At 54.9% G+C, this 12,507-nt stretch carries 12 protein-coding genes and 1 pseudogene; 1 reads left to right on the forward strand and 12 read right to left on the reverse strand.

The annotated features are described in order from the left end of the window. Positions 1 to 81 precede the first annotated feature (81 nt). The gene (locus L9W92_RS00885) at positions 82 to 285 is read left to right on the forward strand and encodes a TOBE domain-containing protein (protein WP_240081877.1); all 204 of its coding nucleotides are present in this window, start codon (positions 82 to 84) and stop codon (positions 283 to 285) included. Here L9W92_RS00885 and miaB read toward each other — a convergent pair. From miaB to L9W92_RS00945, 12 genes and pseudogenes are all read right to left on the reverse strand, one after another. Next, positions 274 to 1,623, reverse strand: a complete 1,350-nt coding sequence (gene miaB / locus L9W92_RS00890; protein ID WP_240081878.1) for a tRNA (N6-isopentenyl adenosine(37)-C2)-methylthiotransferase MiaB — start codon at positions 1,621 to 1,623, stop codon at positions 274 to 276. The genes L9W92_RS00885 and miaB overlap by 12 nt on opposite strands. Positions 1,624 to 1,751: 128 nt before the next feature. Continuing rightward, entirely contained in the window at positions 1,752 to 3,011 is a 1,260-nt protein-coding gene (gene purD / locus L9W92_RS00895) for a phosphoribosylamine--glycine ligase (RefSeq protein ID WP_240081879.1), read from the reverse strand. 22 nt (positions 3,012 to 3,033) lie between these two features. Continuing rightward, a pseudogene (purH, locus tag L9W92_RS00900) lies at positions 3,034 to 3,609 on the reverse strand (bifunctional phosphoribosylaminoimidazolecarboxamide formyltransferase/IMP cyclohydrolase); the annotation flags it as partial. 86 nt (positions 3,610 to 3,695) lie between these two features. Then, complete coding sequence (purN, locus tag L9W92_RS00905; RefSeq protein WP_240081880.1) at positions 3,696 to 4,313, reverse strand: phosphoribosylglycinamide formyltransferase; 618 nt, start codon at positions 4,311 to 4,313, stop codon at positions 3,696 to 3,698. 12 nt (positions 4,314 to 4,325) lie between these two features. Beyond that, positions 4,326 to 5,369 carry a phosphoribosylformylglycinamidine cyclo-ligase gene (gene purM, locus L9W92_RS00910; protein ID WP_240081881.1) on the reverse strand — a complete coding sequence of 348 codons (1,044 nt, stop codon included), beginning with the start codon at positions 5,367 to 5,369 and terminating at the stop codon, positions 4,326 to 4,328. A 38-nt stretch (positions 5,370 to 5,407) separates the two neighbouring features. Beyond that, positions 5,408 to 6,841, reverse strand: a complete 1,434-nt coding sequence (purF, locus tag L9W92_RS00915; protein ID WP_240081882.1) for an amidophosphoribosyltransferase — start codon at positions 6,839 to 6,841, stop codon at positions 5,408 to 5,410. 151 nt (positions 6,842 to 6,992) lie between these two features. Next, complete coding sequence (locus L9W92_RS00920; protein ID WP_240081883.1) at positions 6,993 to 8,291, reverse strand: phosphoribosylaminoimidazolesuccinocarboxamide synthase; 1,299 nt, start codon at positions 8,289 to 8,291, stop codon at positions 6,993 to 6,995. A gap of 28 nt (positions 8,292 to 8,319) precedes the next feature. Beyond that, positions 8,320 to 9,615 carry an adenylosuccinate lyase gene (gene purB, locus L9W92_RS00925; protein WP_240081884.1) on the reverse strand — a complete coding sequence of 432 codons (1,296 nt, stop codon included), beginning with the start codon at positions 9,613 to 9,615 and terminating at the stop codon, positions 8,320 to 8,322. Positions 9,616 to 9,647: 32 nt separating this feature from the next. Continuing rightward, positions 9,648 to 10,169, reverse strand: coding sequence for a 5-(carboxyamino)imidazole ribonucleotide mutase (gene purE, locus L9W92_RS00930; RefSeq protein ID WP_240081885.1), 522 nt, complete (start codon positions 10,167 to 10,169; stop codon positions 9,648 to 9,650). Between the two features lie 150 nt (positions 10,170 to 10,319). Then, positions 10,320 to 10,673 carry a DUF5615 family PIN-like protein gene (locus tag L9W92_RS00935; protein WP_240081886.1) on the reverse strand — a complete coding sequence of 118 codons (354 nt, stop codon included), beginning with the start codon at positions 10,671 to 10,673 and terminating at the stop codon, positions 10,320 to 10,322. Next, a complete protein-coding gene (locus L9W92_RS00940; RefSeq protein ID WP_240082155.1) occupies positions 10,670 to 10,903 on the reverse strand; it encodes a DUF433 domain-containing protein in 234 nt (77 codons plus the stop codon). The genes L9W92_RS00935 and L9W92_RS00940 overlap by 4 nt, the downstream gene beginning before the upstream one ends. Positions 10,904 to 11,059: 156 nt before the next feature. Next, complete coding sequence (locus L9W92_RS00945) at positions 11,060 to 12,478, reverse strand: sugar transferase (protein WP_240081887.1); 1,419 nt, start codon at positions 12,476 to 12,478, stop codon at positions 11,060 to 11,062. Between the last annotated feature and the right edge of the window lie 29 nt (positions 12,479 to 12,507).

Below are 12,507 nucleotides of genomic sequence, written 5' to 3' on the forward strand. Positions count from 1 at the left end.
AAATTGCTTTGATTTTGATGCCCGTTTGCATAAATAGATCCTTTTTTGACCAGAATAATACAAAAAAGGAGGGTTTTATCCATGGATCTCAGCGCACGCAATCAATTAACAGCCCATGTCAAGAACGTCAAGTCAAATGACATTTCAGCGGAAGTAACGCTTGATGTCGGCGGGCAGGAAATGTGCGCCAACATTACCGCCGACTCGGTAAAAAAACTTGGCATTAAAGCGGGTGATGAAATCACAGCCGTCATCAAGGCCAGTTCAGTAATGCTAATGAAATAATGGCCGGCCTGTCAGGTGGGCTAAATGCGACTCGGTAATTTGCACCCGGACGGTGCGGCCGATGAGTTCCCTGCCACCCGGGAAGACAACCGTTTTATTGCCCCTGTTCTTCCCGGCCAGCAGGCCCGGCCCGGTTTTGCTTTCTCCCTCAACCAGCACCGCCTGCTCCCGCCCCACTTCTTCCCGGTTTCTTTCCAGGCTGATCTTGTTCTGCAGTTTGATCAATGTCTGAATGCGCGCCTTTTTCACTTCCTCCGGGACCTGCCCCTCCAGGGACGCCGCCGGAGTGCCCGGCCGGGTGTTGTAGATAAAGGTGTACGCACTATCAAACCTGGCCCGCCGGACAAGCTCAAGCGTATCGTTAAAGTCATTTTCATCCTCGCCGGGAAACCCGACCATGATGTCCGTGGTGATAGCGGCGTGTGGAATAAGAGCTTTTATTTTCCCCACAAGCTCCAGATACCTTTCCCTGGTGTACCCCCGGTTCATCTTCTTCAATACGCGGTCGCTCCCCGCCTGCACAGGCAGGTGGAAATGCTCGCACACCGTATCCGACGCGGCGATCGTTTCGATAAGCCGGTCGGAAAAGTCACGCGGGTGGGAGGTCATATAGCGTATCCGGCAAATACCGTTTTCCCCGCCATGCTTATCCAATTTTTCCAGCAAACCGGCAAAGTCCATCGCTCGCTCAAGGTCTTTGCCGTAGGAATTGACATTCTGGCCAAGCAAGACCACTTCTCTGCAGCCTTCCCGTCCCAGTCCGGCAACTTCTTTCAGGATATCCTCCGGACGGCGGCTCCGCTCCCGCCCGCGCACATAAGGGACAATGCAATACGTGCAAAAATTATCGCAACCGTACATTATCGCCACCCAGGCGCGAACGCCTTCTTTTCTTTTCACCGGGAGATTTTCCGCAATCCCGCCAATACCGGGCCGGACTGCCAAAACAGGGCTCCCGCGCCCGATCACTCTCCCGATCAAATCAGGAAGTTCGTGGGCGCCGCCTGTTCCAAGAATCAGGTCGACATGCGGAAAACCACGCCTTATTTTCGCAGCCATGCCTTCCTGCTGGGACATGCAGCCGCTCACACCGATAATCATGCCAGGTTTTTCTTTCTTCAGGCGCCGCAGGCGCCCCAGCAGCGAAAAGACTTTGTTCTCAGCGGTTTCCCGGACGCAGCAGGTATTTAAAAGCACGATGTCTGCGCCGTCAACCTCGTCAGCCTGAGTAAAACCCATGCTTTCCAGCATGCCGGCCAGCACTTCCGAGTCGTGCTCATTCATCTGGCAGCCAAAAGTAATTATATGATATGTTTGCGGGTGATAGAATTCGGCCATTGCTTATCTCCTTGCTTGATTCTTTTAAATTATAACCCATGACGCGGACATTTAACAGCAATAAACGGGGTCAGGCTTTACTTTGTGAGATTCTAGAATCTCACAAAGTAAAGCCTGACCCCATTTACTTACAGCGCCTTGCGGCCGATGTCACGCCGGCAGTGCATGCCGTCAAACCAGATCTTCTCCACAGCTTCATAAGCCTTGCTTATAGCCGCGGGAATATCCGGACCGGTGGCGGTCACGCCCAGCACCCTGCCCCCGGAGGTGACGATCCGCCCGTCTTTTTCCGCCGTCCCGGCGTGAAATACCATGATATCGTCCGGCACTACATCAAGCCCGCCAATAGCCTTCCCCTTTTCGTAAGAGCCGGGATAGCCGCCGGAGGCTAGCACCACGCAGACTGAGGCCTGGGGTTTCCACTTGATTTCGATCTGAGCCAGGCGGTTTTCCAACACGGCTTCCATGATCTCCACCAGGTCGGTTTCCAGCAGGCTCAGCACCGGCTGTGCCTCCGGGTCGCCGAAGCGGACGTTGAATTCGAGCACCTTCGGCTTTCCATCGCTAACCATCAACCCGGCGTAGATAACTCCCCGGTAGGTCCGCCCCTCGGCTTTAAGCGCGCGGATCATCGGCACAAGGATCTCTTCCATGGAGCGCTTAGCCACTTCCGGCGTATAGACCGGCGCCGGGGCGTAGGCTCCCATGCCGCCGGTGTTCGGCCCCTCATCGTTGTCGAAGGCCCGCTTGTGGTCCTGTGAGGAAACCATCGGTACAACCGTCTCGCCGTCCGTAAAAGCGAGAATGCTGACTTCCTCGCCGGTCAGGCACTCCTCCACCACCAGCCGCGCGCCCGCCTCCCCGAAATCCCGGTCCACCATGATTGAGCGCACGGCGGACCGGGCCGTCCGCAGGTCATTAGCGATAATAACACCCTTGCCGGCAGCCAGCCCGTCCGCTTTAAGCACACACGGCACACCGGCTTTTTCGATATAAGCGGCGGCTTCAGCCGGGTCCGTAAAAACAGCGTAGCCGGCGGTCGGTATGTTGTACTTCGCCATAATATCCTTGGCGAAAACCTTGCTGCCCTCAATTTCCGCCGCAGCCCGGGACGGTCCGAATATTTTCAAGCCGGCCGCCTGGAACTGGTCCACAATCCCGGCGGTCAAGGGCGCCTCCGGGCCCACCAGAGTCAGGTCAATGGCCTTTTCCCGGGCAAAAGCCAGCAGGGACGGAATATCCTCGGCGCCAATATTCACGCAAGCGGCCTGGCGGGCAATGCCGGCGTTCCCCGGCGCACAGTATATTTCCGAGACACGCGGGCTCTGCCTGAGCTTCCAGACCAGGACGTGCTCGCGCCCGCCGCCGCCGACGACCAGTACTTTCATATCATTTTCACTCCTTTGCCCCCAGCCCTTCCAGGTAAGCGGTAATAGCGGCGTCATAAGCAGCCGTATGGGAAAACGCCTCCAGGGCCAGAGCCATTCTCAAATCCGCGCCGGGCTCGCCCCGGCGCAGGGCGTTGAGGACTTCGCCATAGCGTTCCGGGTTGACCACGATTAAAACATGCCGGTAGTTTTTAGCCGCCGAGCGGACCATGGTCGGACCGCCGATATCAATATTTTCAATCGCTTCTTCCAGGGTGACGCCGGGCTTGGCGACAGTTTCACGGAAGGGGTAGAGATTTACCGCCACCAGGTCGATCGGAGCAATCCCGTGCTTTTTCAGCTGGCCGAGGTGATCCTCGTTACGCAAGGCCAGGATGCCGCCGTGCACGTTGGGGTGCAGTGTCTTCACCCGTCCGTCAAGGATTTCCGGGAAGCCAGTAACGTCGGAAATATATGTAACCGGGACGCCCGCCTCCCGGAGTGTTTTCAACGTGCCCCCGGTCGACACGATTTCTATTCCCAGGTCCGCCAGCCCCCGGGCGAAATCAACCACCCCGGCTTTATCGGAAACGCTAACCAATGCTCGTCTAACAGGCATATTAGGTCCTCCTGTGATTAAAAATTTAGGTAATCAGAATTCAAGAGTCAGAATTCAGAATATTTTAAGACAAAAGAATGTTTTTGCTACTTAATCTCTTTCGTGAATACTTTCCTGCCCGCAATCTTCAGCCGGCCTTCGGCGTACCGTTGAATAGCCTCCGGGTAGATCACGTGCTCCTGCTCAAGGATGCGGGCGGCCAGCGTGTCAGCCGTGTCGTCGTCCAGCACCGGCACCACCGCCTGAATGATAATCGGGCCGGTGTCGACGCCCTCGTCCACAAAGTGAACAGTGCAGCCGCTGAATTTCACCCCGTACGCCCAAGCCTGCTCCTGCCCGTGCAGCCCCTGGAAAGCAGGCAACAGCGCCGGGTGAATGTTCAGGATTTTATCCGGAAAAGCATTAAGCATTACAGCGCCGACAACGCGCATGTAGCCGGCCAGGCACACCAGTTCAACCCCGTGCCTCTGCAATAGCTCAACGATTACTTTTTCGTACTCTTCCTTTGAGCCGTAACTTTTCAGATCGACGAACTCGGCCGGAATGCCTCGCTGCCGCGCCCGTTCCAGGGCGTACGCATCGCTGTGGTCACTTATTACGACCGCCACCTCCGCGTCTATCCTGCCGGCGGCGGCCGCGTCCATGATAGCCTGAAGATTGGACCCCCGCCCGGAGGCCAGCACACCCAGGCGCAACTTGCCCAAATTTCTCCCTCCTCAAATATACCTTACTCCACCTTCACCCTCCACCACTTCGCCAATCAAATAACTCTTCTCTCCCCGGGCCGCCAGGTCATCCATCACCGCGCCGGCCTCTCCTTCGGAAACGACGGCCACCATGCCCACGCCCATGTTGAAGGTGCGCAGCATTTCCACTTTCTCCACCCCGCCGGCTGTCTCAATCAGCTCAAACACCGGAGGCGCCGGCCAGGCGCCCATCCTGATCCGCACCGCCGTGCCGCCTGGCAAAATCCGGGGGATATTCTCAGTAAGCCCGCCCCCGGTAATGTGCGCCAGCCCCTTGACCCCGAAACGTTCCAGTAAAGGCAAAACCGCGCGCGCGTAAATCCTGGTGGGCTCCAGCATTTCTTCACCGACAGTGCGGCCCAGCGCTTCCAGCCGGGTATCCACACCATGACCGGCAATGTCTAGCAGCGCCTTCCGCGCCAGCGAGTACCCGTTGCTGTGCAGACCCGACGAAGGGATGCCGATCAGCTTGTCGCCGGGGACAATGCCGCGGCCGTCAATGATCCTGCCGCGCTCAACCACTCCCACCGCGAACCCCGCCACGTCATACTCTTCCGGTCCGTAAAACCCGGGCATTTCCGCCGTCTCCCCCCCGATCAGGGAGCAGCCGGCCTGCCGGCAGCCCTCCGCCACCCCGGCCACGATGTCCGCCACCTTCTCCGGCACCAGCCGGCCGACAGCCAGGTAGTCCAGAAAGAAAAGCGGCTCGGCGCCCTGGGCCAGGATATCGTTGACACACATGGCCACCGCGTCGATGCCGATGGTGTTGTGCCGGCCGGTCAGCATGGCCACCCTGAGCTTCGTGCCGACCCCGTCCGTACCGGAGACGAGCACCGGCTCGCGGTACTTGGCGGTATTCAAGGCAAACAGGCCGCCGAAGCTGCCGATGTCGGCCAGCACCTCCGGCCGGAAAGTGCTCCGCACGGCGCCGCGCATCAGGCGCACCGCCTCGTCGCCGGCTTTGATATCCACCCCCGCGTCCGCGTAGGTCAGGCCTGTCTTCTGCTCAGCCATAAAAAACCTCCTAAATTAAGTTCAGAAATAATCTATGTTCATTCAAGAATAAACTTGTCCCGCTCACAAGTCTTCGGGATTTCCACGGGGTAGTCGCCGCTGAAACAGCCGGTGCAAAAATTTCCCCTTTTCTCTCCGAAAACATTCAGCAGTCCTTCCAGGCTCAGGTAATGAAGACCGTCGGCGCCGATAAACTCCCTGATCCCGCGCAGGGGCTTCCGGCAGGCAATCAATTCATCCTCTTTCGAGATGTCTATACCGTAAAAACAAGGCTTGATCACCGGCGGCGAACTGATGCAGAAGTGGACTACTTTCACGCCGCACTCCCGCAGCATGTTGACAATTTTGCCGCTGGTAGTGCCCCGGACGATTGAGTCGTCCACCATGACCACCCGCTTGCCGTCCAGCACGTCCCGGATGGGATTCAGCTTGAGCCTCACCCCCAGGTCACGGATGCTCTGGCTGGGCTGAATGAAGGTGCGCCCGATGTACCGGTTTTTCATCAGGCCCTCTTCAAAAGGAATACCCGATTCGGCTGCGAAACCCCTGGCGGCGGCGATACCTGAATCGGGTACGGGAATGACCATGTCGGCCTCGACCGGATACTCCCTGGCAAGCTGGCGGCCCATATCCCGGCGCACCTTGTTGATATTGAACCTGTCCATACAGCTGTCGGCCCGGGCAAAGTAGATGTACTCAAAGATACAGTGCGCCCTTTTGCCGTCCTGAAAGGCCATGTGGCTGCTCAGGCCGTTCTCGTCAACAACGATGATTTCACCGGGCTTCACGTCCCGGATCATCTCCGCTCCGACAGTATCCAGGGCACAGGACTCGGACGCCAGTACATACGCGTTGCCGCGCCGGCCCAGGCACAAAGGCCGGATGCCGTTCGGGTCGCGGACGCCAATCAGTTTTTTCTCGGTAAGGATCAACAGTGAATACGCGCCCTTGATGTCGGCCATGCTCTTCTTTATGGCATCGACAAGGCTGTCCTGGCTGTACCTGGCGATCAGGTTGACAATGGTTTCGCTGTCGGTGGTGGATTGAAACACCGACCCGGCGGAATACAACAGGGAGCGGAGCTCGGTCGTATTGGTCAGGTTGCCGTTGTGGGCCAGCCCGAGCATGCCTCTCGAAGAATGAAAAACGAACGGCTGGGCGTTAAGCGGGCTGTTGGTGCCGGTGGTGGAATAGCGCACATGTCCAATGGCCAAATGTCCCTGGAAATTGTTCAGTTTTTCATGGTTGAACACTTCGGAAACCAGGCCCATGTCTTTTTGCAGATGAATCTTCCTCCCGTCGGCCACGGCTATGCCGGCGCTTTCCTGCCCCCGGTGCTGCAGGGCATACAAGCCGTAGTAAGTGAGCCTGGCCACGTCCAGGCCGGGGCCGTAGATACCGAAGATGCCGCACTCTTCCCTGGGTTTATCCCCTTCCAGGGCTTCACCCGGGTCGTTCTTGTATCCCTCCATTTTCCTCTCCCCCATAATATTCAAGTATTCAGGAGTCGGGAGCATTCTCCCATTCCCGGCTCTGACTCCTGCCCTCTGTTCCCTGTCTCCTGTCTTTTGGCTCCTGTCTCCCAGTTCCCTGACTCCTGACTCCTGAATTCTGACTCCTGCTCTACATTCCGTTCAGCTTGTCATACTCGCCCAACACACCGTTCGCGTCGTAGTAGCCGATTTCTTTCAAGCCTATCTCATTATACTTTTCAATAGTGCGGTCAAGCGTGGCCTGGCCATAAATATAGGCGATCAAAGTGTTGAATTTATCTTCTTGAATATCGATAAATTTCCGGTCGACTTGCGGCGTTCCCGGATAATAGCCTTCCGCCTGCCCGGCCCGCAAATGCTCGAGGAAAGACCTGCCGGACTTCAAGGCCGCCGCTTTCGCCGATTTCGTGGCCTCGAACCAGCCGGAATGCATAATCTTATAATAATCCCTCATAGACTGTTTATTAAAGTTGACAAAGTAATACTTATTATTATAATTCGCTTTAGTGGTCACCCTGATCGAGTCGGTGTCAATGGTGTCGACGAAAACCAGCTTGCCGCCGTCCCGCGCGATTTCCCACTTGAGATCCCATAAGAACAAGCCGAGTTTGTTAAAGAATTCCGCCACCAAAATCCCGCCCAGAATACACATTTTAATGATATCCAACAGGCTTTTGCCGTTGCTTCCGCTGATATGCAGGGCTTCCTGCAATTTCAAACTCCTGTCCTCGGGCTCATACTTGGTGGTAAAGTCCACCACCGGTTTTGCGAACAGCGTCCAGGGCACCAGCTCTTCCTGCAGCCCAAGCTCTTTAAGATAATTTTTTCTCTCTTCACCGTTCATATTCACGTAATTTCTATAAATGGAAGATCCCGAGGTAACGCCGATACGCACGATATTTTCCAGAGGGACGACATACTTGTCCGCGCCGTAATACCCGCTGTAGTCCCATAAATGATTATCGTTGTACGAAACGCGCCCTGGCTTGATAATTTTATACTTCTTGACTAAAACATACTGGCTCGGATGCGGGGGAAATGATTTAGCGTACACTGCACCGGTATTCTGGTCAATCATGCCCAGGTGGTGCGTGTCCGCCCCGTTCAGCCGGAAATCCTCCAGCGGGCCTTCACATAAAAATGCCAGGAATTCCTTGTCCTGCGCATACTTCCGGCAGATATGCCCGTATATGTTTTCCCATTCCTCAGGCGTTTCCAGCAGGGAATATATTTTGTGCCTTAACGCCGTCCGGCAGATGTCGCTGTGCGGAATGGAAAAAATAGTGCCGACATCAAACACCGAACCGCCCGGCATGGTCTTGCAAACCATCCACTCCGGATGCTCTTCCAAAAAATACAGCTCCTGCACCGAACCGTTGTAGTCCGGCTGGCGCAGTTTGGATAAATCAATCACAGTCCTTTCACTCATCGGAATCATTCACCCCAAGTATATATTCTCACAAACCAAACCGCCGATAGACATCATCCACATGCTTCAAGTGGTAGTTATAGTCGAACAGTTCGTCTATCTCCTTTTCAGTGAGCAGGGCGGTTACTTCGCCGTCTTTCAGCAGCAAATCGCGGAAACTCGCCCCGGTGCGCCAGGACTGCATGGCGTTGCGCTGCACCAGCTCGTAGGCGCGCTCCCGGCTGACGCCCTTTTCTTCCACCAGGGCCAGCAGGACACGCTGGGAAAAGATCAGCCCGTGCGTGCGCTCGACATTGCGCAGCATGTTTTCCGGATAGACCAGCAGGTTGGTGATGATGCCGGTGAGCTTCACCAGCATGTAGTCCAGCGTGATGGTGCTGTCGGGAACAATCACCCGCTCCACCGAAGAGTGGGAGATATCCCGCTCGTTCCAGAGCGGCACGTTTTCCATGGCCGCCAGCGCGTTGCCGCGCAGGAGGCGGGCCAGCCCGGAGACGCGCTCCCCGGTGATCGGGTTGCGCTTGTGCGGCATGGCCGAGGAGCCCTTTTGGCCCTTTTTGAAAAATTCCTCCACTTCCAGGATGTCGGTGCGCTGGAGGCTGCGCAGTTCGGTGGCGAACTTGTCCAGGGAGCTGCCGATCACCGCGATGGTGGTCAGGTACTCCGCGTGGCGGTCCCGCTGCAGCACCTGGGTGGACACCATGGCCGGCCGCAGGCCCAGGCGGGCGCAGACATGCTCCTCCACCCGCGGGCTGATGTTGGCGTACGTCCCGACCGCGCCGGAGATCTTGCCCACGCTGATATTCTCCACCGCCCGCTCCATCCGCTGGATGTTGCGGTCAGTTTCGGCCACCCAGAGCAGCATCTTCAGGCCGAAAGTAATCGGCTCGGCGTGGATGCCGTGCGTGCGCCCGATCATGATCGTGTTCCGGTGCTCCCTGGCTTTTTCCAGCAGCGCTTCCCGCAGTTGCTTCAGCCTGCCCACGATATGCAGGCCCGCTTCTTTCATCAGAACGGCCATGGACGTGTCCAGCACGTCCGAGGAAGTCAGCCCCAGGTGGATGTACTTGGACGCCTCGCCGACATACTCGCCCACGTTGGTGGTAAAAGCAATCATGTCGTGATCCACCACGGCTTCGATCTCCGCGATGCGCTGCACGTTGAAATCAGCCTTATCCTTGATTTCCGCCAGCGCTTCCGCGGGAATCTGCCCCAGTTCAGCCATAGCCTCACAGGCATAAATCTCCACGTCGAGCCACTTGCGGAACTTATTTTCTTCCGACCATATCCGCGCCATTTCCGGCAGCGTGTAACGTTCAATCATTCTAACAGCCCCCATAATTTATTAGGAGTAACCTACCCTAACCTCTTCAGGTATTCCTCTATTCCCAGCTCAGCTAAAAGCGCGTCTTTCTCCTTGACCTGGCGGGCGAGTTTTTCTTTGTAAGCAGCCACGCGCAGGCGAACATCAGGGTTGGTGGCGCCGATAATCTGCGCCGCCAGGATCCCGGCGTTTTTCGCGCCGTTGATGCCCACAGTCGCCACCGGCACCCCGGAAGGCATCTGGACGATGGCGTAAAGAGCGTCAACCCCGTTCAACGCGCCCGATTTAACCGGCACACCGATCACCGGCAAAGGAGTGTGCGCGGCAATAACTCCCGGCAGGTGGGCGGCCCCGCCCGCGCCGGCGATAATCACCGCCAGCCCCCGCTCCGCGGCCGTCCGGGCGTAATCCGCCGTTTTGTCCGGCACCCGGTGGGCGGAAGATATCACAACCTCGCTGGCAACACCCAGTTCGTCCAGAACAGCGGCTGCATCCTTCATAACAGGCAGGTCGGAGTCACTGCCCATAACAATTCCGACTAATGTTTCCGGCATACGCGTTACCCCTTAATATTCTTAAGACTATTCTTGTGAAAATAAAAACGCGGTCGAAAAAAGTAATAACGCCCGTTCGCAAATGACGGGCTTAAAACTAACCTGAACTTAAACTTATATTAACAAATCACTACGAAAAATGTCAATATGTTACCGCTCACCTGACCACACGCTTTTCACATTATCCCTCATCATAACCAATTGCCCCGGCCACTCATCAACAGCAAATTGATTAATAGATATCATTACGCGCTCATGAATTTTTTGTTTGTTAGGCTGTCGTAGACACACTATTAAAATACCATAATGTTGTTCATACCGATAACCTGCAAATCCTCTGTCTGTGGTGATAAATAAACACTTACGACGCTGGACGACTCTCCATAGTTTCTCATCAGACATGCCTTCTTTTGATGTTCCCCGGTTATCAAAAACGTTATGTCCAATTCTCCGTAATGCTTGAACAGTCACTAAGGGAATATTTTCATCCACATAGATATTCATATTCTGTTCGTAGCCTCAATGGGTGAAAAGCTTTCTTCGGCAAGCAAGGCAGCGTAATAAAGACAGGCAAGAATATCTTCTCTTTCAAGAGATGGATATTCACCTAATAGTACTTCAATGGTATCCCCATTGGCCAACATCTTAATAATCTGATGTACGGGGATACGGGTACCTTTGACACAGGCCTGACCATGACAAATAGCCGGGTCTATTAATATACGGTCGATCATCAAAACACCCCCGCTCTAAAAACGATTTGCAATTTATCATGCCAGAATTGTCGTCATATAAACATTAGCTTAATAATAATTATAGCAGAATGCATTCAAAGTGTATATTTCCTTTTCATCAGAGCAAATTTAATCATACTTCAGCCATGAGAGACATCAAGAAGCCCTGTCTTTCATCAGTATTACTTTTACAGTCTGCAGCAAAATAGCCAGATCCCTGGCCAGTGAGTACGATTTGGTGTAAAGCAAGTCATATTTTAATTTATTCTCCGGGCTTGTGCTGTACCGCCCGGCAATCTGAGCCAGGCCGGTGATACCCGACTTTACATTCATCCGGTAGACATATTCCGGCGTCTGTTTCACCAACTCGTTGACGAAAAAAGGTCTTTCCGGCCGCGGTCCCACGATGCTCATATCACCCTTCAGAACATTCAACAGCTGCGGGATCTCGTCGATCCGGGCCGCCCGCAGCAAGCGGCCCACCCTGGTAACCCGCGGATCATTCTCCAACGCCAGCACCGGCCCGCTCTCCCGTTCAGCATTTACCACCATGGTGCGAAACTTGAAAAGGTAAAAAGGTTTTTCCTGCATGGTAAGACGCTTCTGCCGGTACAAAACAGGCCCCGGAGAGTCCAATTTAACAGCGATACCCACCAGGATGCATAGGGGTGCGGCAGCCACCAGCGCAATAAAGGAAAGACTGATGTCAATCAACCTTTTCAAAATCATGGATCCTTCCGGTATCTTCAAACAGCCCACGGCAAATATGGGCACGTCGTCAACCTGGTCCAGCCTAGCCTGGGTTAACATAATCTCGTATAAATCAGGTACCAGGAACACCTTTATGTCTTTCGCCACGCAGGCGTCAATAACCCTGGCTTTATGTTCCTGGGAGAGATTCGAACAGATAAAAACCTGATCGGGTTCCACGGCGTCAAGGCATTGGCAAAATTCCGGCAGCCCCCCCAGCATCGGCCAGCGGTTCACAGCAAAGGAAAAACATTCGCCGCCTTCCTCTCTCAACTCATGGCCATCTGATACCGGATAGTCAGAATCAGGCTGAGCCCCAAGAACAAGACCGGACACCTTGATCACCCCGCCCGCCGCTGATTCCAATTTTTCAGCCAAGGCGACTGCTTCCAAAGGTTGTCCTACCACGACAACCCTTCTGGTGCCCTGCAAACCCCTTTCCAGATGCCAGGCCGCTCTTCTCCAGAGGCTGAGTAGTGCCAATTGAATAAACGGCGCGGCCAACAGGACCGAACGCGGGAAGGTGAAACCACGAAAAAGGAAGGATAAAGCCATACCGGCCAAGGCTTGAAAGAACACAACACAAATCAATGAAGCAAAAACCTCAGCCCAGCGCCACCGGTAACTGCCATATAGCTTGTAGAAATAAAAAAGGACAAGCGCGGTTGCAGTAAGCCAAGGCCAGGTGGTAAGATAGGAAGTCAGGTTGTATTCCGGAATATGCCCACGGAATTTAATTAAGAATGCCAGCAGGTAACCCAGATTAATCAGGACAAGATCAACCAGCGCAAGTCCTGTAAGAAAAAGTATTTTATCCTTTTGCATTTCCATTTTCCTTTTAACTACCGATAAAT

The sequence above is a fragment of the Pelotomaculum terephthalicicum JT genome, assembly GCF_022410535.1.
GTDB lineage: Bacteria > Bacillota > Desulfotomaculia > Desulfotomaculales > Pelotomaculaceae > Pelotomaculum_D > Pelotomaculum_D terephthalicicum.